The sequence below is a fragment of the Pseudomonas citri genome, from assembly GCF_025336485.1.
GTDB classification, from domain to species: Bacteria; Pseudomonadota; Gammaproteobacteria; order Pseudomonadales; family Pseudomonadaceae; genus Aquipseudomonas; species Aquipseudomonas citri.
This window is the reverse complement of sequence record NZ_JAODAB010000023.1, coordinates 50314-69827: the sequence shown is the minus strand read 5'-3', so window position 1 is coordinate 69827 and position 19514 is coordinate 50314. Positions and strand designations below refer to the sequence as shown.

Genomic DNA, 19514 nt, shown 5'->3' with positions numbered 1-19514 from the left:
AGGCCCGTTTTGTTTATCGCAAGAACGCCTGCCGATACTCCCCGGGCGTTGCCCCCAGGGCCTGGCGAAAACGGTTGGTAAAGTGGCTGGCACTGGCAAATCCACAGGCCAGCGCCACCTCGCCCAGTGCCTGGGAGGTGTTGCGCAATAACTGCTGCGCGCGGGCAAGGCGTCTTGCCAGTACGTATTGATGCGGCGGCAGGCCGAAGCTTTCGCGAAACATCCGGGCAAAGTGGTATTCGGACAAGGTGCACAGCGCTGCGAGCTGCCCAAGGCTGATGGCGTCGTCCAGGTGGGTGTCGATGTAATCCACCAGCATCCGCCGCTGGTGTGGGGCCAGCCCGCCCTTGAGGCGAAGCCCCTGGCGCAGGCCAACCTGGCTGAGGAGCAAATGATCGAGCAACTCGTGGGCCAGGCTGGTGGTCAGCAGGCGTTCGCCGGGCTCGTCCCAGTTCAGTGCGATCAATTGCCGGAAGCGCCGCGCCTGTTGTGGATCATCGAGAAAGGTGGCCTCGCACAATTGCACTTGCCGGGGTTCGCGATCCAGCAGCGTGACGCAACCGAGGGCGAATTGTTCGGGGCTGAAGTACAGGTGCGCGAGGCGAATGTCGCCGTTGATGACCCAGGCCGATTCATGCCCTGCCGGCAGCACGCAGAGTTTGTCGGGCGCGCCGGTGGCGTCGGGTCGTTCGCGACGAAACGTACCGGTGCCGCCGGCGATGTAGCAGGACAACGTGTGATGGGTCGGCGCCTCGTAGTCCCGGGCGTCGTGATGGTTGCTCCACAAAGCGGCCGCCATGCCGTCGCCGAGCTCGGCACTGTGTTCCAGGCGGGCGTTGGGCGAACTGTTCAAGGCTTGGAAGACTTGCAGGGTTTGCAGTGTGGGCATGATCGTTTCTCTATCGACGCCTTGCATCCTACTCTGTCGACCGGCCCATGCCAGCCAGCGCGTCGACAAAACCGCAAGTTTACGCAAGCGCGAAGGGGCTGGGTGGCGTGACACTGATGCTCATTGTCAGGAGTCGCCGTCATGAACCTCTCGCTGTACTTGCTTACCGTGCTCATCTGGGGCACCACCTGGATTGCGTTGAAACTGCAACTGGGGGTGGTCGCCATCCCGGTGTCGATTGTCTATCGCTTCGCTCTCGCGGCCCTGATCCTGTTTGCGCTGCTCTTGCTCAGCCGGCGCTTGCAGGTGATGAATCGCCGTGGTCATTTGATTTGCGTGGCCCAGGGCCTGTGCCTGTTTTGCGTCAACTTCATGTGTTTCCTGACGGCCAGCCAATGGATTCCCAGTGGCTTGATCGCCGTGGTGTTTTCCACCGCCACACTCTGGAACGCCCTCAATGCCCGGTTGTTCTTCGGCCAGCGGATTGCCCGCAACGTGCTGCTGGGAGGCGCCTCGGGGTTGCTGGGGTTGGGGCTGCTGTTCTGGCCGGAACTGGCCGGTCACAGCGCGAGCCCGCAAACCTTGCTCGGGTTGGCGTTGGCGCTGTTGGGGACTTTGTGTTTCTCGGCGGGCAACATGCTCTCGAGCCTGCAACAGAAGGCCGGGCTCAAGCCATTGACCACCAATGCCTGGGGCATGGCCTACGGTGCGGCGATGCTGGCGCTGTGGTGCCTGTTCAACGGCATCCCCTTCGACATGGAATGGAACACGCGTTACATCGGCTCGCTGGCATACCTGGTGATTCCAGGCTCGGTGATTGGCTTTACCGCTTACCTGACGCTGGTGGGACGCATGGGGCCGGAACGGGCGGCGTATTGCACGGTGCTGTTTCCGGTGGTGGCGTTGAATGTCTCGGCGTATGCCGAGGGCTATCAGTGGACGGCACCGGCGCTGGTCGGGCTGGTGTTGGTGATGCTGGGTAACGTGCTGGTCTTTCGCAAACCCCGGCCGGCGGCGGTGAAAGTCGCCTTGGGCGCCCGCTGAGCCACAACGTCCGGTGATAGTCCCGTGGCGAGGGAGCAAGCGCCCTCGCCACGGTGTATTCCTATTTCCAGACCTGCGGGTTGACCAGGTTCTGCGGGCGTTCACCCATCAAGGCACTTCGCAGGTTATCCACAGCCAGATTGGCCATGGCTTCGCGCGTTTCGTGGGTCGCCGAGCCGATGTGGGGCAGGGTGACGGCGTTTTTCAGCTGGAACAGCGGTGATTCGGTCAGCGGCTCTTTCTCGTAGACGTCCAGCCCGGCAGCGCGGATGCGGTTGTTCTGCAAGGCTTCGATCAGGGCCGGTTCATCCACCACCGGGCCACGGGAAATGTTGATCAGGATCGCGCTCGATTTCATCAGGGCCAATTCGCGTTGGCCGATCAGGTGGCGGGTTTTCTCGCTCAATGGCACTACCAGGCAAACGAAATCCGCTTCGGCCAGCAACTGGTCCAGTTCGCGAAATTGCGCGCCCAACTGGTTTTCCAATTCGGGCTTGCGGCTGTTGCCGCTGTAGAGGATGGGCATGTTGAATCCCAACCGGCCGCGCCGGGCAATGGCTGCACCGATGTTGCCCAGGCCGACGATACCCAGGGTCTTGCCATGCACATCGCTGCCGAACAATTGCGGGCCGACCGTGGCCTGCCATTGCCCGGCCTTGGTCCAGGCATCCAGTTCGGCGACGCGGCGGGCGCTGCTCATCAGCAGGGCAAAGGCCAGGTCGGCGGTGCTTTCGGTGAGGACGTCAGGGGTGTTGGTGAGCATGATCCCGCGCTCGTTGAAATAGGCCAGGTCATAGTTGTCGTAGCCCACTGACACGCTGGAGACCACTTGCAGGTTGGCCGCATCCTTGAGCTGCTCGCGCCCGAGCTTGCGCCCGACACCGATCAGGCCGTGGGCATGGGGCAAGGCTTCGCTGAATTGGGCGTTGATGTCACCATTCGACGGGTTGGGCACGATGACGTCGAAGTCCTGTTGCAGGCGCTCGACCATTTGGGGCGTGATACGGCTGAAGGCAAGTACGGTTTTTTTCATCGTGCAGGGCTCGTCTGGGAGTGGATACCAAGCACGCTAACATTCTCGGCGCGGGTTAGGCGAGAGGGGCGTGCGACAGGACGAAGCCGTTTCTGGATGTCTACGCCGCCCGCAGGGAAATAAAGGCGTAGTGGGCAGGCGCTTCAGTCACGACCCGCGCGCCGCTGGCCTGCACCTGGTTGGCCACTTCATCGCAAGAGACGTGGAACTGCCACTCACCGGTCTGCTGTCCCGGCTGCCGAGGCGCCTGCTCGAGGGCGGCGGCGAACGCGGCCATGTCTGGCAGGTAGGCGGTGAACCCGTCTCCCTTCAACGCCGTGGTGCGGATGCCCAGCAAGGCGCAGATGCGCTCCTTGAGCGCGATGTCCTCACGGTCGGCCTGGCGCGAGCGCTCGATCAACCGGGCCAGTTCGCGGTCGACCAGTTCACCGCCGAGGATCAGTTGCGGCCCGGTTTCCCACGATTCAGGCGGGCAATCCTTGCGGGTGATGTCCAACGGGATGTGCGGGTTGATCTCCATGGGATAAATCCGGCACACCAAGGGACGACGCTCGTAGATGCGGCACAGGTTGTCTTCGTCAAGATTCCGGCAACGTCCGGCGTTATAGGCTGCGAAGGTGATCGCCACGAAGGCTTCGGTGGTGCCGCTGTGGACCACCGTCGAGCGACGTTCCGCGTGTTCGCGCTGCGCCGTCGGCAGGCCGAGGCCGTTGGGCAGGAAGGCCTCCACCAGGACGATCACCTGACCACCGTCATCCGACCACATCCGGGCTTCGTCGAGGGTCAGGGGGACGTGGTGATCGGTGCAGCATTTGCCGCACCCTACGCAGGAGAACGTTGTATTCATCGAGTGACCGGTCGCAGAAGGCTGGAAAACGGCGACAGGAAAGCGCCGCCATCCGCCGTGCGTAGCAAGTTATGCGCCAGTCATCGGGCCGGGGTCAGTGGCCTTGCTCGGCCACGGCCTTGGCGGCGGTGATCAGGCATTTGGTCAGTTCCGGCGAGGAAAACTTGGTGAGCACCCCGTTGGCACCAGCCAGCCGGGCCTTTTCACTGTTCATGGCGCTGTCCAGCGAGGTGTGCAGCAACACATAGAGGTGGGCGAAGTCCGGTGTTTCGCGCAGGGTCCGCGTCAGGGCATAGCCGTCCATCTCCGACATTTCGATGTCGGAGACGATCAGGTTGATCTGCTCGGCGGTGCCTTGCAGGTCCAACAGGCATTCGATGGCTTCCTTGGCACTGCGGGCGGTGTGGCACTGCAAGCCGAGGTTGCGCAGGGTGTGTACCGACTGTTGCAACGCCACCTGGCTGTCGTCGACCACCAGGATCCGGGCGTTGCCCAGCACCTCGGCGTCTTCCATGCTCAGTTCGGTCGGCGCGGTTTCGATTTGCGCCGGGGCAATGCCATGGATGACTTTCTCGATGTCCAGCACCTGCACCAGCGTGCCGTCCACCGAGGTCACGCCAGTGATGAACGCGCGCGAACCGCCGGAGCCGTAGGGTGGCGGCTTGATGTCGGTGGTCAGGCAATGCACGATTTTGCTCACCGCCTGCACGTGCAGGCCCTGTTTGGAGCGGCTGACGTCGGTGACGATCAGGCAGCCGCCGTCCGGGTCTTCCAGCGGCCGTTCGCCAATCGCCCGACTCAGGTCGATCACCGACAGCGATGTCCCGCGCAGGGTGGCGATGCCTTTGACGTGCGGATGCGACTCCGGCAGCTTGGTCAGCGGCGGGCAGGGGATGATTTCACTGACCTTGAGCAGGTTGATTGCCATCAGCTTGCCGCTGCGCAAGGTAAATAGCAGAAGCGAAAGTGAATCTGCGCGGGCTTTGTTGGAAGACATAAAAACCTTCTGTGGAAAAAGGTGAGGCGGACGCGACGGTCGCCAGAACAGCTTGTGATACCGGGTTATCGACTTGTTGGGGGCAGGCTTTAGGGTAAAAGCCTCTCAGTCATTACTTGAGCCCCAACCGTTTTGCCATCCGCCCCAGGTTCGCGCGGTCCAGGCCCAGTTCCCGGGCGGCGCTGGCCCAGTTGTGCTGGTGACGCTCCAGGCAAGCACCGATCGCCTGGCGCTGGAATTCATCCACCGCTTCACGCAAGTCGCCCGTTACGCCCGGTGTGGTCGGGGCCGGGCCAAGGGTCGGAGGAGTGGGGTTATTCCCAGGGGCCTGGGGCAAGTCCAGGTCCCGGGCGCTGAGGCTGAGGATTTTCGGTCGCACGGGGCTATTGCCCAAGGCCTTCAAGGCGCTACGGCCGATCAGGTGTTCGAGCTCTCGCACGTTGCCCGGCCAATCATAGGCCAGCAGCGCAGCCTGGGCGTCGCTGGTCAGGCGCAGGCTGCCCAGGCCCATGCGCGAGCGGTTCTGTTCCAGGAAAAAACCGCTGAGCAGCAGCACGTCGCGCCCGCGGTCGCGCAAGGCCGGAACCTTCAACGGATACACACTCAGGCGATGATAGAAGTCGGCCCGGTAACGACCGTTGCGCACTTCTTCGGCGAGGTCGCGATTGGTGGCTGCGATCAGGCGCACGTCGACCCGATGCTCCTTGTCCGAGCCCAAGCGTTGCAACTGGCCGCTTTGCAGCACCCGCAGCAACTTGGCCTGGACGGTGAGGGACAGTTCACCCACCTCATCGAGGAACAAGGTGCCGCCATCGGCCAGTTCGAATTTGCCGCGCCGGTCACTGGTGGCTCCGGTGAACGCGCCACGGACGTGACCGAAGAGCTCACTCTCCACCAAGGTGTCCGGCAGGGCGGCGCAGTTGAGGCTGATGAGCGGTTGTTCGGCGCGTTTCGACGCGGCATGGATGGCCTGGGCGACCAGCTCCTTGCCCACCCCGGTTTCGCCGGTGATCAGTACCGTCAGGTCGCTGCCGCCCACCAGTTTGATCTCTTCCACCAAATGCTTGTGGGCCTTGCTCTGGCCGACCATGTCACGCGGCTGCTGGCCGCTCGCCTGGCGATAGACCTCGGCGCGACGATGCTCGTCTTCGGCCTTCAGGGCCAGGCGTTCGATCCGTTCGGCGGCGCTGACCGTCGCGGCGGCGAGGCTGGCGAATGCTTGCAGCGCGCTCAGGTCGAGCGGTTCGAAGCGTTCCGGGTCCAGCGAGTCGAGGGTCAGCAGGCCCCAGGGGCGCTCGTCTACAAACAGCGGGCAGCCCATGCAGTCGTGGACTTCCAGGTGCTCATCGAGACCTTCGACCAGCCCGTCGTACGGGTCGGGCAGGCCGCTGTCGGCGGCGAAACGGGTGGGCTGCGGGTTGGCCAACAGCACTTCGAAGCGCGGATGTTCGCTGATGCGAAATCGTCGGCCCAGGGTATCGGTGCTTAAGCCATCCACGGCCAGCGGCACCAGGCAGTCGGCCTCCAGGCGCAGCAGTGCCGCCGCATCGCAGGGCAGCAGGGCGCGCAGGGCGCCGAGCAGGCGACGATAACGTTCGCCCTCGGGCAATTCACGGGACAGGTCAGCCACCAGCGGCAGCAGGGAGGTCAGCAAGGCGGTTGCGGTCATAATGACTCCATATAGTCGTTACGACTATAAAGCCGGTGGTGTCGATATGACTACTTTGTTTTTAACCTATTGATATTAAAGGTAAAAATTTATGGCATGGAAACTGATAAGACCTGCGCACTTATCAGTCACACGCCAGGAGTCACCCTAATGCTCAGTCGAGAAGAACGCGCCATCATTCGCTCCACCGTTCCGTTGCTTGAAAGCGGTGGGGAAGCGCTGATCACTCATTTCTATCGCATGATGCTGTCCGAATACCCGCAAGTTCGTCCACTGTTCAACCAGGCGCACCAAGCCAGTGGCGATCAGCCTCGTGCGCTGGCCAACGGCGTATTGATGTACGCACGACACATTGATCAACTCGACCAATTGGGCGACCTGGTGGCGAAGATCGTCAACAAACACGTTGCCTTGCAGATCCTGCCGGAACATTACCCGATCGTGGGGGCGTGCCTGCTGCGGGCGATTGCCGAAGTGCTGGGCGAAGAGATCGCCACGCCGGAAGTGATTGCAGCCTGGGGCGCGGCCTATAACCAGTTGGCCGATATCCTGATCGGCGCCGAAGCCGGCATGTACGACCAGAAAGCGGCCGCCCTGGGCGGCTGGCGTGGGGAGCGGGAGTTCATCCTGACGGCCAAGGTGCGTGAAAGCGCGGAGATCACTTCGTTTTATTTCGAACCGGCAGACAAGGGCCCGATCCTGCAGGCCGAGCCAGGCCAGTACATCGGCATGAAGTTGATGCTCGATGGTGAAGAAGTACGTCGTAACTATTCGCTCTCGGCCCTGGCGGACAATGGTCAGTACCGGATCAGCGTCAAGCGCGAAGCGGGTGGGCGGGTGTCCAACTTCTTGCATCATCATTTCGAAGTCGGCAGCCGCATCCAGTTGTTCCCGCCGTCCGGGGATTTCTACCTGACCGCCAGCGACAAGCCGTTGGTGCTGATCAGTGGCGGTGTTGGCATCACCCCGACCCTGCCTATGCTGCAGGCAGCATTGCAGACCGAACGGCCGGTGCATTTCATTCACTGCGCGCGTAATGGCCGTGTCCATGCCTTCCGTGACTGGATCGATGACTTGGCCGCGCGCCATCCGCAACTCAAGCGCTTCTATTGCTACGACGAGGACGATGGCCTGAGCCCGGCGGCTGACAACATCGGGTTCCTGAGCGAGGAGCAATTGGGGCAATGGTTGCCGGAGCAGCGTGACCTGGATGCCTATTTCCTCGGGCCGAAAGGCTTCATGGGCGCCATCAAGCGCCACCTCAAGGCGTTGGGCGTGCCCGAGCAGCAAAGCCGCTACGAGTTCTTCGGGCCGGCGGCAGCGCTGGAGTAAGATCGCGGTCTGCCTCGAAAAAAGGCCGTCTCCATCGCGATGGAGGCGGCCTATCCAACTGCCCCGGAATTAATCCGTACTTAACCCTCTTCCTGTCTATTCCCTTTCGATGTCGACGTCGTTGCTCGTTCCCTGCCATGGTCAACGTGTAGACTTCGGCTATCCGACTGCGCGCCTTTTTGTCGCCTGGCTGTGCGTCGATCCATGCAGACACCGATCCATGCAAAAAAGGGAAACGCAATGAGTGAGCAAATGACGCTGGGCCGTGAGCGGCGCTATCTGGTGTTGCTGGGGCTGATCTGCCTGGCGCTGATCGGTGGTGCGCTGTACATGCAGGTGGTCCTGGGCGAGGCACCGTGCCCGCTGTGCATCCTGCAACGCTACGCCCTGTTGCTGATCGCGATCTTTGCCTTCGTCGGTGCCGCCATGCGCACCCGCCGCAGCCTGACGATTTTCGAAGGCATTGTGGTGCTCTGCGCCTTGGCCGGGGTTGGGGTGGCGGGGCATCACGTGTACACCCAGTTCTTCCCCCAGGTCAGCTGCGGGGTGGATGTGTTGCAACCGATTGTCGACGACCTGCCGCTGGCGAAAATCTTCCCGTTGGGGTTCCAGGTCGACGGCTTCTGCTCCACCCCGTATCCACCGATCCTGGGCTTGTCCCTGGCGCAATGGGCCTTGGTGGCCTTCGTGCTGACTGCCGTGCTGGTGCCACTGCTGGTGGTGCGCAACCGTAAAACCCTGCGCTGAAACACTCCAACGAAACGCCCCGGTTTTCTCTCTCGCAGAACCGGGGCGTTTTGTGTTTCAGCCTCGTGGGATGACGTCCTTGATCCGAGGCAAGAATAAGGGGCGACAGTGTGCGACATGTTGTCACACATTTTCAGTCCTACCGCGTTTTGCAGCGTAAATAAACACCTTCTGCTGTAACAAAGAATTCCTCGGTCGGACCAAACCGGGCCTGGATTCAACAGGCATTTTTAACAGCGAAGCGGCATCGATCAAGGCCCCGTAAACAGGGGCTTTCCAGCGGATGCGGCGGGCCTGAGCCGTCCAGGGCTGTCTGAATCGGGCCGAGTAGGCTTATGTTTTTTGGGGTTCTTGTTGAGAATTAATTTCGATAACATGCGGGTTCGTTGCAATATCAGCCACAGATTATTGCCGGGACGGATAAAAATTATTTCGAGATAAGACATGGTCTACCGCGACCTAGCTCACTACAATCGCCCGCACCGATTTCCCGACCCGGCTCTGGCTTGAGCTCGAGCGTGGTCGAAGGGCGGCAGCGCCCCATGTGACCCTGGCGTCGGTACCTCCAACTTACCCGCACCAAATGGAATTGGGCTTGAACCAGGCCTTTGACCGACGAATAAGAATTCACTGCTGGCCCAGGATGAGTCGAACAGCGTCTGACCTGACGCTCGACGGGCAGCCCTTATTCAAATCCAGAAAATAGCCAACCCTTGGCAGGGTGAAGTGTTGGCGATCAAAACCCAACTGCATTGCGCAAGCTGCTTTAGAGGTCGTGAGATGAGTAAAAACAGGTACCCCCGATTACTAGGCTTGTTGCCGCTGCTCGGCACGTTGTTGCTGGGAGGCTGCAACATGACCCTGCTCGATCCCAAGGGCCAGGTCGGCCTGGATGAACGAAACCTGATCATCACCGCCACGCTGCTGATGTTGCTGGTCGTTGTGCCGGTCATCGTCATGACCTTCCTGTTCGCCTGGAAGTACCGCGCTTCCAACACCCAGGCCACCTACAAGCCGAAATGGTCCCATTCGACCAAGATCGAAGTGACCGTGTGGACCATCCCGGTACTGATCATCATTGCCCTGGGTTATGTCACCTACAAGTCGACCCACGCCCTGGACCCGTATCGTCCGCTGGATTCCGACGTCAAGCCGATCACCATCGAGGTGGTCTCGATGGACTGGAAGTGGCTGTTCATCTACCCGGAACAGGGCATCGCCACGGTTAACAAAATCGTGTTCCCGGCCCACACACCGGTCAACTTCAAGGTCACTTCCGACACCGTGATGAACTCGTTCTTCATTCCGGGCCTGGGCGGCCAGATCTACGCGATGGCGGGCATGCAGACCAAACTGCACCTGATCGCCAACCAGAACGCCGAACTCGAAGGGATCTCCGCCAACTACAGCGGCGCAGGTTTCACCGGCATGAAGTTCAAAGCAATCGCCACGACCCAGGAAGATTTCGACGCCTGGGTCAACGATGTGAAGAAGGCACCTAAACAGCTTGAAAAAGCTGAATACGAAGCCCTTTCCAAGCCGAGTCAGAACAACCCAGTCGAACTCTACTCGTCGGTTACGCCGAACCTGTTCCAGACCATCATCGACAAGTATGAAGGGATGAACCCAGGCAAGCCGATGCACCACGAGAAGAACGAGAAGGAAGTGGCTCACAACATGGAAGGGATGGACATGAGCTCGCATTCAGCTGCCGGGGCAGAGGAGTAAACGATGTTTGGTAAATTAAGTTGGGAAGCGATCCCGTTCCACGAGCCGATTGTCATGGTGACCCTCGCCATCATCGCACTCGGTGGCCTGGCGCTGTTCGCGGGGATCACCTACTTCAAGAAGTGGACCTACCTGTGGACTGAGTGGCTGACCTCGGTCGACCACAAGAAAATCGGCGTGATGTACATCGTCGTCGCCATGGTCATGCTGCTGCGTGGCTTTGCCGACGCCATCATGATGCGTACCCAGCTGGCCATGGCCACCGAGGGTTCGCCTGGCTACCTGCCGCCTGAACACTATGACCAGATCTTCACCGCCCACGGTGTGATCATGATCATCTTCATGGCGATGCCATTCTTCACCGGCCTGATGAACCTCGCCGTGCCGCTGCAAATCGGCGCTCGCGACGTGGCCTTCCCGTTCCTGAACTCCCTGAGTTTCTGGCTGCTGGTGTCCGGCGTGGTGTTGATCAACGTCTCCCTGGGCGTTGGTGAATTCGCCAAGACCGGTTGGGTCGCCTATCCGCCGCTGTCGGGCCTGCAATACAGTCCGGGCGTGGGTGTGGATTACTACATCTGGGCGCTACAGCTCTCCGGGTTGGGCACGACGCTGACGGGGGTCAACTTCCTGGCCACCGTGCTGAAGATGCGTACCCCTGGCATGAAGCTGATGGACATGCCGATCTTCACCTGGACCTGCACCTGGGCCAACGTCCTGATCGTCGCTTCGTTCCCGATCCTGACCGCCACCCTGGCGCTGCTGACGCTTGACCGCTACCTGGATTTCCACGTTTTCACCAATGAACTGGGTGGAAATCCGATGATGTACGTGAACCTGTTCTGGGCTTGGGGTCACCCCGAGGTGTACATCCTGATCCTGCCGGCGTTCGGTATTTTCTCCGAAGTCATCTCGACCTTCTCCGGCAAGAAACTGTTCGGCCATCACTCGATGATCTACGCTTCGGGCGCGATCTCGGTACTGGGCTTCATGGTTTGGCTGCACCACTTCTTCACCATGGGTTCGGGCGCCAGCGTCAACGCCTTCTTCGGCCTGGCGACGATGCTGATTTCGATCCCGACCGGGGTGAAGCTGTTCAACTGGTTGTTCACCATTTACCAAGGTCGCCTGCGTTTCACCAGTCACGTAATGTGGACCCTGGGCTTCATGGTGACCTTCGCCATCGGCGGCATGACCGGCGTACTGCTGGCCATCCCGGGTGCGGACTTCGTGCTGCACAACAGCCTGTTCGTGATTGCGCACTTCCATAACGTGATCATCGGCGGCGCCGTGTTCGGCTACATCGCCGGCTTCGCCTTCTACTTCCCGAAAGCGTTCGGCTTCAAGCTGCACGAAGGCTGGGGCAAGGGCGCGTTCTGGTTCTGGATCACCGGCTTCTTCGTTGCGTTCATGCCGCTCTATGTCCTGGGCTTCATGGGCATGACCCGTCGTCTGAACACCACCACCAACCCTGAGTGGGTACCGTACCTGTACGTGGCCATGTTCGGTGCGGTGTTGATCGCCGTCGGTATCGCCTGCCAACTGATCCAGCTGTACGTCAGCGTGCGCGACCGCAACAAGCCAGAGAACATGTGCGAACACGGTGACCCGTGGAATGCCCATACCCTGGAATGGTCGACCTCTTCGCCACCGCCGTTCTACAACTTCGCCGTGCTGCCAAAAGCGGACGGGATCGACCCGTTCACCGAAGCCAAGGAAAACGGTACTGCGTACCAGACTCCTGCCAAGTACGCGCCGATCCACATGCCGAACAACACCGCGACCGGTGTGGTCATGGGTGCGCTGCTGACGGTGTTCGGTTTCGCGATGATCTGGCACATCTGGTGGCTGGCCATCGCCAGCCTGGTTGGCACCGTGGTGTATTTCGCCATCCATGCCGCCCGTGACGATCAGGGCTACATGGTGCCGGTGGATGTGATCGAGCGCATCGAAGCCGAGCAGCACAAACGTCTGGTCGCGGCCGGGAAAGTCCCTGCCACCGCCACCCGTGTTGAAACCTCGTTGGAACAGGCTTAAACCATGTCGAACTTAGTGACCAATGTTGGACACGCCCATGGTCATGACCATGGGCACGATGACCATCACCACGACTCGGGCGAGATGACCGTATTCGGTTTCTGGCTCTACCTGATGACCGACTGCATTCTGTTTGCGTCGATCTTCGCGGCCTACGCGGTGCTGGTTAACAACGTCGCCGGTGGCCCGTCGGGCCACGACATCTTCGAACTGCCGTACGTGCTGGGCGAAACCGCTCTGCTGTTGTTCAGCTCGATCACCTACGGCTTCGCCATGCTGGCGTTGTTCAAAGGCAAGAAAAACCAGGTCCTGGGCTGGCTGGCCATGACCTTCCTGTTCGGTGCCGGCTTCATCGGCATGGAGGTCAACGAGTTCCACATGTTGATCTCCGAAGGCTTCGGTCCGAACCGCAGCGGCTTCCTGTCCGGGTTCTTCACCCTGGTCGGCACCCACGGCCTGCACGTGACCAGCGGCCTGATCTGGATGGCGATCATGATGTACCAGGTCCAGAAAAACGGCCTGACCGCCACCAACAAGACGCGCCTGAGCTGCCTGAGCCTGTTCTGGCACTTCCTGGACGTGGTGTGGATCTGCGTATTCACCGTTGTTTATCTGATGGGGACCCTGTAAATGGCTAACGCACATTCCCATGATGGCCACGACGCCGGCCACGGCAGCGTCAAGTCCTACGCCATCGGCTTCATCCTGTCGGTGATCCTGACCGTCATCCCGTTCGGCCTGGTGATGTACCCGTCGCTGCCCAAGAGCCTGACCCTGTGGATCATTCTGATCTTCGCCGTGGTCCAGGTACTGGTGCACCTGGTGTACTTCCTGCACCTGGACCGCTCCGCTGCCCAACGTAACAACGTGGTCGCGTTTGTCTTTGCCGCGATCGTGATTGTCCTGCTGGTCGGCCTGTCGTTGTGGATCATGTTCAGCATCCACACCAACATGATGGCGCACTGAGGAAAGTCCGGATGTCCCTGAAGCACTTTATCCAAATCACCAAGCCGGGGATCATTTTCGGTAACGTGCTTTCTGTGGCAGGCGGGTTTTTCCTGGCCTCGAAAGGGCATGTCGATCTGGCCATCTTCCTGGCGGCGATGATCGGCACTTCCCTGGTGGTGGCGTCCGGTTGCGTGTTCAACAACTGCATCGACCGTGACATCGACATCAAGATGGAGCGCACCAAGAACCGCGCGCTGGTCCAGGGACTGATCCCGGTCCAACTGGCCCTGGCATTCGCCACGGTGCTGGGTGTGGCCGGCGTGGCGTTGTTGTATCGCGTGGCCAACCCGTTGGCCGCGTTGTTCGCAGTGATCGGCTTCGTGATCTACGTCGGGCTCTACAGCCTGTACCTCAAGCGCAAGTCGGTGCACGGCACGCTGGTGGGCAGTCTGTCGGGCGCGATGCCACCGGTGATCGGCTACGTCGCGGTGAGTAACAGCTTCGACATGGCTGCGCTGACGCTGCTGGTAATGTTCAGCCTGTGGCAAATGCCGCATTCCTATGCCATCGCGATCTTCCGCTTCAACGACTACCTGGCGGCTTCGATTCCGGTACTGCCGGTCAAGCGCGGCATCCGGGTGGCGAAGAAGCACATCCTGTTCTACATCCTGGCGTTCCTGCTGGCGACCTTGATGCTGACCTTCAGCGGCTACGCCGGCATGAGCTACCTCGCCGTCGCCGCCGCTATGGGCATGTACTGGCTGTACATGGCCTGGACCGGCTACAAGGCGGTGGATGACACGGTCTGGGCACGCAAGCTGTTCGTGTTCTCGATCTTCACCATCACCGCCCTGAGCGTCATGATGTCCCTGGACTTCAAAGTGCCAAGTGAGCTGCTGCTGACCTACGCACCTTGACCCCAGACGCTACACAAAAAGCCCCGCCTTCGAGAGAAGAGCGGGGCTTTTTTTCGAGGTAAGGAATGGATTGGCTGTCATTCGTCGCAATACATTCTGCTTTGTTGAACTATACGCAATTTGCCTATAGTTTTTGCCATGCGTACCCTATTTTTTGAAACGACTACGTTCACCGCCACGGTTGGCCATTATCTGACTGACGATGAATATCGCCTGCTTCAATCCCATATGCTGCAGCATCCAGAGGTCGGCGACCTCATGCCACGTACCGGCGGTTTTCGTAAGCTGCGTTGGTTCGATGGGCGTCGTGGCAAAGGGAAGCGGGGTGGGCTGCGAGTCATTTACTATTGGCTCATGCAGGATCGTCAGTTCTGGATGTTCGCCATCTATGACAAGGATGAATTGGAAAACCTGACTTCCGATCAAGAGAAGATGCTTAAGCGCGCCATAGAAGCAGAGTTGAAAGCCCGAGGTACCTTATGAAAAAGCGCGATGTATTTGCAGAGCTGATGCAAGGCGTCGAGGAGATGGCCGCTCATAGAGAGGGCAAGATCACTCTTCGCCAGATATCGATCGAAGACAAACCGGCTCCAGAGGTGTCGGCCCAAGAAATCGTAGCGCTGCGCGACAAGCTCCACATGTCCCAAGCCGTTTTCGCCAAGAGCATCAGGACCAGTCCTGGCACGCTTAGAAATTGGGAGCAAGAGAAATCCAAGCCTAACGCCCAGGCGGCTTTGTTGATCAAACTGGTCGAAAAGTTTCCAGACATGGTCGAGCGACTCGGAGCTGTTTGAACCCCATGAAAAAGCCCCGCCTTCGAGAGAAGAGCGGGGCTTTTTCATGAGGGGTTATGTGGGGGTGAACACCGCTCCAGAGGTGGCTGGGGGCGGTTCTTACTGTTGGGCGATGCTGTAGCCGTCGAAGGCCTTCTGCTGTTGCAGGGCCGTGATGATGCTTTTGCGGGTGGCCTGCTGTTCGGTGCCGTCGTTGTCCAGGAAGGTTTCGCTTTCCAGCTCGGCGTCGTCGCCTTCACCCACGAAGTTGAAGCCCAGGAACTCGAAGGCTTCGCGGTCGACGTTCGGCTTGGAGCGGGGCGTGCGCAGGGGCAGGGTGACGCTGATGCCGTCCTTGCTGATGACGAACACTTCGGCGTCCTTCTTGGCCCGCGAGGCCTTGCCCTTGCTGCCGCTCGGGTTGCTGATGGCCTGGTGGGTCTGGTTCAGGACTTTCAGGGCCAGCCCATACACCAGCTCCTGAAACGCCGGGTCGTCCTTGTAGCTGGACAGAATTCGGCTGATGGGGAAGCGGCTGCTCAGGTCTTCCAGTGCGGCGAAGTCGGCGGCTTCGGCGTCTTTGAGCTGCTTGAGCTGGCCCATCAGTTCATAGGCCTTGTCATCGTCGAACGCATCGTGAGCCTGGCGGATGGCGCTGCGCAGTTCGCGGATCTGGTCGCTTTCGCGGTTCGACTGAAAGGCGTCGAGCACCATTTCACTGATGTTTTTGGCTTGGGGCAGATGCTGTGAAAGATTGATGGAGTTTTCGTATTCCGCTTTGGACGACAGGGCGACTACGGATTCAGCGGTATTGGAATCGGACATTGAAATTTCACTACTTCTGTTAGCGGGATGAGGCAAAAAGAGATACAGCTTTTTGGGGCCGCCTAATCTATTGGAGACGGGCGATGTTGTCACGGTTGAACCAGGAGCAGATTTCCCCACCTGATTGCCTCACCACTTTGCGTAATGAAGAAGCCCCACCACCCGGGCGAGAGGAATGCCAATGACACCTGATGCCGGATCGCGACCACCCCGCGCTCATTTGCCTCGAGGCGTTATCGCGCTGGGGTTTGTCAGCCTGTGCATGGATACCTCCTCGGAACTGGTGCACAGCCTGCTGCCAGTGTTTCTGGTCAGCGTGCTGGGCGTGAGCGCGATGTCCGTGGGCATTATCGAGGGCGTTGCCGAGGCGACCGCCGCGATCGTGAAGGTATTCTCGGGCACTCTCAGCGATTGGATAGGCAAGCGCAAGCCGCTGGTGTTGCTCGGTTACGGTCTGGCCGCGCTCACCAAGCCACTGTTCCCGCTGGCCCAGGGGCTGGGCCTGGTATTGACAGCCCGCTTCGTCGACCGCATTGGCAAGGGCATTCGCGGCGCGCCACGCGATGCTCTGGTGGCCGACATCACCCCTGCCGAGTCCCGCGGCGCCGCCTATGGCCTGCGCCAGTCGATGGACACAGTCGGTGCATTCGCCGGACCGGGACTGGCCTTGCTCCTGATGGCCGCCACGCACGACAACTTCCGCCTGGTGTTTTGGGCCGCCGTCCTGCCTGCCATCCTTGCCGTGCTGCTGATCGTGTTCGGCGTGCAGGAACCAGAGGTGCATGCGAATGCGCAACCGCGCCGCCGTTTCCCCATTCATCGGGATGAGCTGCGTCGGCTGCCTGCGGCGTACGGGTTAGTCGTCGCCTTCGCCACTGCGTTGACCCTCGCACGTTTCAGTGAGGCTTTTCTGCTGCTGCGCGCCAGTTCGGTGGGCTTGTCGGCGACGTATGTGCCCGTGGTGCTGATTGTAATGAACGTGGTCTATGCCGCTAGTGCCTGGCCATTTGGGGAGTGGTCTGACCGGGTCGATCGAAGGCGCCTGCTGGCACTGGGCATTGCTTTCCTGATCATCGCCGACGTGCTGCTGGCCGTGGCTTCGTCCACGGTGTGGGTATTGGCGGGCTCCGTGTTCTGGGGCCTGCACATGGGCGCGACGCAGGGACTGCTGACCACGCTGGTGGCCGACGCTGCGCCCGTCGATCTGCGTGGCACCGCGTTCGGATTGTTCAACCTGCTCACGGGGTTGGCCCTGCTGATCGCCAGCGTGCTGGCCGGGGCGCTTTGGACTGCGGTCGGACCGGCGATGACCTTCGTCGCCGGCGCCGGCTTCTCGCTCCTGGCGCTGATAGGGCTGCTGATCGTGACCCGTCGTCACGGAACGACTTGAGGCAGCGGATTGAGCGGTCTTAAACGCTATCAGCGATGAATCGGCGGCCTCTAAAGGCTATTTCGCGTCTTATCAGGTGATTTCGCCCATTTCTCCAACGCAAACTCGACAAAACTGCGCAGCTTTGGCAATCGGTAGCGATCTTGCGCATACAACAGGCTCATCGGTCGATGCGGCAGTTGATAGTCCTGCAGCAGCGCCACCAGGTTCCCATCCCTCAGGTCCTGGGCCACCAACGCATCGGGCAGCATGACCACGCCCATGCCCGCCAGGGCGGCGCGATGCAGGCCGGAGGAGCTGTTGATCAGCATCGGTCCGTTGACCGGCACCTTGATCTCGCCGTCCGGGCCGTTGATGGGCCAGTGATCCTGGGCGAAACGCCACTCGTCGCCTGCCGAATAGGCAAAGGAGAGGCAGTCGTGTCGCTGCAGGTCGACGGGGCGTTCCGGCGTGCCCCGGCGTTCGAGGTAAGCCTTGGACGCGCAAATGGTCAGGGTGTAGTCCACCAGCGGGCGGGCGATGAGTTTCGGGTCGGGGGGGCCGAGGCGAATGGCGACATCGAAACCGTGGTCGAGCAGGTCCAGGCGTTGGTTGGTCAACACCACGTCAAGCTTGATTTGCGTGAAGCGCTGGCTGAACTCGGCCAACGCGGGCGCGAGGCGTTCGGTGCCGAAGGTCAGCGGCGCGGTGATGCGCAGGGTGCCGGTGGGCTCGCCCTGGGTCTGCTCGGCGAGGCGCTCGGAATCGGCCACCAGCCCCAGGACTTCGAGGCAGCGTTGATAATAGGTCGAGCCGAATTCGGTCAGGCGCTGGCGCCGGGTCGTACGGTTGATCAGGCGTACGCCGAGACGTTGCTCCAGTGCGCGAAGATGATTGCCCACCATGGTCGTGGACATTTCACACGCCTGGGCCGCGGCCGTCAGGCTACCGGTTTCCACCACTTTCACGTAGACGCTCATTGCCTGGAACAGGTCCATTATCAAGCTCGGCTTTTAAATGATTGAAGTAAAGCGGCGTTTATCCAGCCTTGGTGGCTAACCATACTGGAAAAAACCACCCGATGGAGCTTGATGTCATGACCGCCGCCTGCCTGATGAGCACTTACCAACCGTTGGCACTGAACTTCACCCATGGCTTGGGGACGCGCCTGTGGGACCAGGACGGTCGTGAATACCTGGACGCCGTGGCGGGTGTGGCGGTGACCAATATCGGCCACTCGCACCCCAGGCTGGTGGCCGCCATCAGCGAGCAGGCCGGCCTGCTGTTGCATACCTCCAACCTGTACAGCATCGACTGGCAGCAGCGCCTGGCCGCCAAGCTCACGCAGCTCTCAGGACTGGAGCGGGTGTTCTTCAACAACTCGGGGGCCGAGGCCAACGAAACCGCATTGAAACTGGCGCGCCTCTACGGCTGGCACAAAGGCATCGAGCAGCCGTTGGTGGTGGTCATGGAGAATGCCTTCCATGGGCGCACCTTGGGCACTATGTCGGCCAGCGACGGCCCGTCGGTGCGGCTGGGCTACAGCCGGTTACCGGGGGATTTCATCAAAGTGCCGTTCGGTGATCTCGCTGCGCTGGAGCAGATCCAACAGGCCCATGCAGAACGTATCGTCGCGGTCCTGATGGAGCCGATCCAGGGCGAAAGTGGCGTGCAACTCGCGCCACCGGGTTACCTCAAGGCCCTGCGGCAGTTGTGCAGTCGGCGCGCCTGGCTGCTGATGCTCGACGAGATCCAGACCGGCATCGGCCGCACCGGCCAGTGGTTTGCGTTCCAGCACGAGGGCATCGTGCCGGATGTCATGACCCTCGCCAAAGGCCTGGGCAACGGCGTACCCATCGGTGCCTGCCTGGCGCGGGGCAAGGCGGCCGAACTGTTCACCCCAGGCAGCCACGGCAGCACCTTTGGCGGTAATCCTCTGGCCTGTCGGGTCGGTTGTACGGTGCTGGAGATCATCGAGGAACAAGCGCTGGTGGCCAACGCCCGGCAGCAGGGCGAACAGTTGCTGAGTCGGCTGCGGACCGAACTGGCGGACAACCCGAACGTTTTGGCGATTCGCGGCCAGGGCTTGATGATCGGCATCGAGCTCAAGCAACCGGTCCGCGACCTGACGCTCTGCGCGGCCCGGGACCACGGCCTGCTGATCAACGTCACCCGGGGTCAGACCATCCGCCTGCTGCCGCCGCTGACAATCGATGGGCGGGAGGTGGAGATGATTGTCAGGGGGGTGAGCCGCTGCCTGGCCCAGTGAAATCGATTCGAGCGAGGCGCAGCGTAACGGAATTTTTGGCGATTGCCGCGTTCCAACGCGAGCCAGAGAAGCTAGCCTATGCCCTGGCATAAC

General features: G+C 60.8%; 19 protein-coding genes. 12 read left to right on the top strand and 7 right to left on the bottom strand.

Going from position 1 to position 19514, the window contains the following annotated elements; all coding sequences use genetic code 11:
* Positions 1 to 13: 13 nt before the first annotated feature.
* Positions 14 to 889 carry a helix-turn-helix domain-containing protein gene (locus N4Q37_RS21570; RefSeq protein WP_260961633.1) on the bottom strand — a complete coding sequence of 292 codons (876 nt, stop codon included), beginning with the start codon at positions 887 to 889 and terminating at the stop codon, positions 14 to 16.
* A 141-nt stretch (positions 890 to 1030) separates the two neighbouring features.
* Here N4Q37_RS21570 and N4Q37_RS21565 point away from each other — a divergent pair, with 141 nt between their 5' ends.
* Complete coding sequence (locus N4Q37_RS21565) at positions 1031 to 1933, top strand: DMT family transporter (protein WP_260961632.1); 903 nt, start codon at positions 1031 to 1033, stop codon at positions 1931 to 1933.
* Positions 1934 to 1994: 61 nt separating this feature from the next.
* On the opposite strand, the gene N4Q37_RS21560 is transcribed toward N4Q37_RS21565, so the two are convergent.
* The 4 genes from N4Q37_RS21560 to norR form a co-directional block, all read right to left on the bottom strand.
* Entirely contained in the window at positions 1995 to 2966 is a 972-nt protein-coding gene (locus N4Q37_RS21560; RefSeq protein ID WP_260961631.1) for a 2-hydroxyacid dehydrogenase, read from the bottom strand.
* A gap of 100 nt (positions 2967 to 3066) precedes the next feature.
* Positions 3067 to 3813: a YkgJ family cysteine cluster protein gene (locus N4Q37_RS21555; RefSeq protein WP_260961630.1), complete on the bottom strand. Its 747-nt coding sequence runs from the start codon at positions 3811 to 3813 to the stop codon at positions 3067 to 3069.
* A 94-nt stretch (positions 3814 to 3907) separates the two neighbouring features.
* Positions 3908 to 4810: a chemotaxis protein CheV gene (locus N4Q37_RS21550; RefSeq protein ID WP_260961629.1), complete on the bottom strand. Its 903-nt coding sequence runs from the start codon at positions 4808 to 4810 to the stop codon at positions 3908 to 3910.
* Between the two features lie 112 nt (positions 4811 to 4922).
* Complete coding sequence (gene norR / locus N4Q37_RS21545; protein WP_260961628.1) at positions 4923 to 6479, bottom strand: nitric oxide reductase transcriptional regulator NorR; 1557 nt, start codon at positions 6477 to 6479, stop codon at positions 4923 to 4925.
* A gap of 150 nt (positions 6480 to 6629) precedes the next feature.
* Here norR and hmpA point away from each other — a divergent pair, with 150 nt between their 5' ends.
* The 9 genes from hmpA to N4Q37_RS21500 all read left to right on the top strand — a co-directional run bounded on the left by hmpA (position 6630) and on the right by N4Q37_RS21500 (position 14979).
* On the top strand, positions 6630 to 7811 hold the full coding sequence (gene hmpA / locus N4Q37_RS21540; protein WP_260961627.1) for an NO-inducible flavohemoprotein: 1182 nt from the start codon (positions 6630 to 6632) through the stop codon (positions 7809 to 7811).
* A gap of 240 nt (positions 7812 to 8051) precedes the next feature.
* The gene (locus N4Q37_RS21535; protein WP_260961626.1) at positions 8052 to 8558 is read left to right on the top strand and encodes a disulfide bond formation protein B; all 507 of its coding nucleotides are present in this window, start codon (positions 8052 to 8054) and stop codon (positions 8556 to 8558) included.
* 780 nt (positions 8559 to 9338) lie between these two features.
* Positions 9339 to 10286, top strand: coding sequence for a ubiquinol oxidase subunit II (gene cyoA / locus N4Q37_RS21530; protein ID WP_260961625.1), 948 nt, complete (start codon positions 9339 to 9341; stop codon positions 10284 to 10286).
* A 3-nt stretch (positions 10287 to 10289) separates the two neighbouring features.
* A complete protein-coding gene (gene cyoB, locus N4Q37_RS21525; RefSeq protein ID WP_260961624.1) occupies positions 10290 to 12320 on the top strand; it encodes a cytochrome o ubiquinol oxidase subunit I in 2031 nt (676 codons plus the stop codon).
* Positions 12321 to 12323: 3 nt separating this feature from the next.
* Complete coding sequence (locus N4Q37_RS21520) at positions 12324 to 12950, top strand: cytochrome o ubiquinol oxidase subunit III (RefSeq protein WP_260961623.1); 627 nt, start codon at positions 12324 to 12326, stop codon at positions 12948 to 12950.
* Positions 12951 to 13286, top strand: a complete 336-nt coding sequence (gene cyoD, locus N4Q37_RS21515; protein ID WP_014340102.1) for a cytochrome o ubiquinol oxidase subunit IV — start codon at positions 12951 to 12953, stop codon at positions 13284 to 13286.
* Positions 13287 to 13297: 11 nt separating this feature from the next.
* Positions 13298 to 14185: a heme o synthase gene (cyoE, locus tag N4Q37_RS21510; RefSeq protein WP_260961621.1), complete on the top strand. Its 888-nt coding sequence runs from the start codon at positions 13298 to 13300 to the stop codon at positions 14183 to 14185.
* Between the two features lie 138 nt (positions 14186 to 14323).
* Positions 14324 to 14668 (top strand): toxin, encoded by a 345-nt coding sequence (locus N4Q37_RS21505; RefSeq protein WP_260961620.1) that lies wholly within the window; start codon positions 14324 to 14326, stop codon positions 14666 to 14668.
* Entirely contained in the window at positions 14665 to 14979 is a 315-nt protein-coding gene (locus N4Q37_RS21500) for a helix-turn-helix domain-containing protein (RefSeq protein WP_245142097.1), read from the top strand. The genes N4Q37_RS21505 and N4Q37_RS21500 overlap by 4 nt, the downstream gene beginning before the upstream one ends.
* A 99-nt stretch (positions 14980 to 15078) precedes the next feature.
* Here the strand turns inward: N4Q37_RS21500 and N4Q37_RS21495 are convergent, their stop codons facing one another.
* Positions 15079 to 15783, bottom strand: coding sequence for a hypothetical protein (locus N4Q37_RS21495; protein ID WP_260961619.1), 705 nt, complete (start codon positions 15781 to 15783; stop codon positions 15079 to 15081).
* Positions 15784 to 15958: 175 nt separating this feature from the next.
* Here N4Q37_RS21495 and N4Q37_RS21490 point away from each other — a divergent pair, with 175 nt between their 5' ends.
* On the top strand, positions 15959 to 17173 hold the full coding sequence (locus tag N4Q37_RS21490; RefSeq protein WP_260961618.1) for an MFS transporter: 1215 nt from the start codon (positions 15959 to 15961) through the stop codon (positions 17171 to 17173).
* A gap of 50 nt (positions 17174 to 17223) precedes the next feature.
* Here N4Q37_RS21490 and N4Q37_RS21485 read toward each other — a convergent pair whose 3' ends face one another.
* Complete coding sequence (locus tag N4Q37_RS21485) at positions 17224 to 18150, bottom strand: LysR family transcriptional regulator (protein ID WP_260961617.1); 927 nt, start codon at positions 18148 to 18150, stop codon at positions 17224 to 17226.
* 98 nt (positions 18151 to 18248) lie between these two features.
* Between N4Q37_RS21485 and N4Q37_RS21480 the strand changes: the two genes are divergently transcribed.
* Complete coding sequence (locus tag N4Q37_RS21480) at positions 18249 to 19421, top strand: aspartate aminotransferase family protein (protein WP_260961616.1); 1173 nt, start codon at positions 18249 to 18251, stop codon at positions 19419 to 19421.
* Positions 19422 to 19514 lie beyond the last annotated feature (93 nt).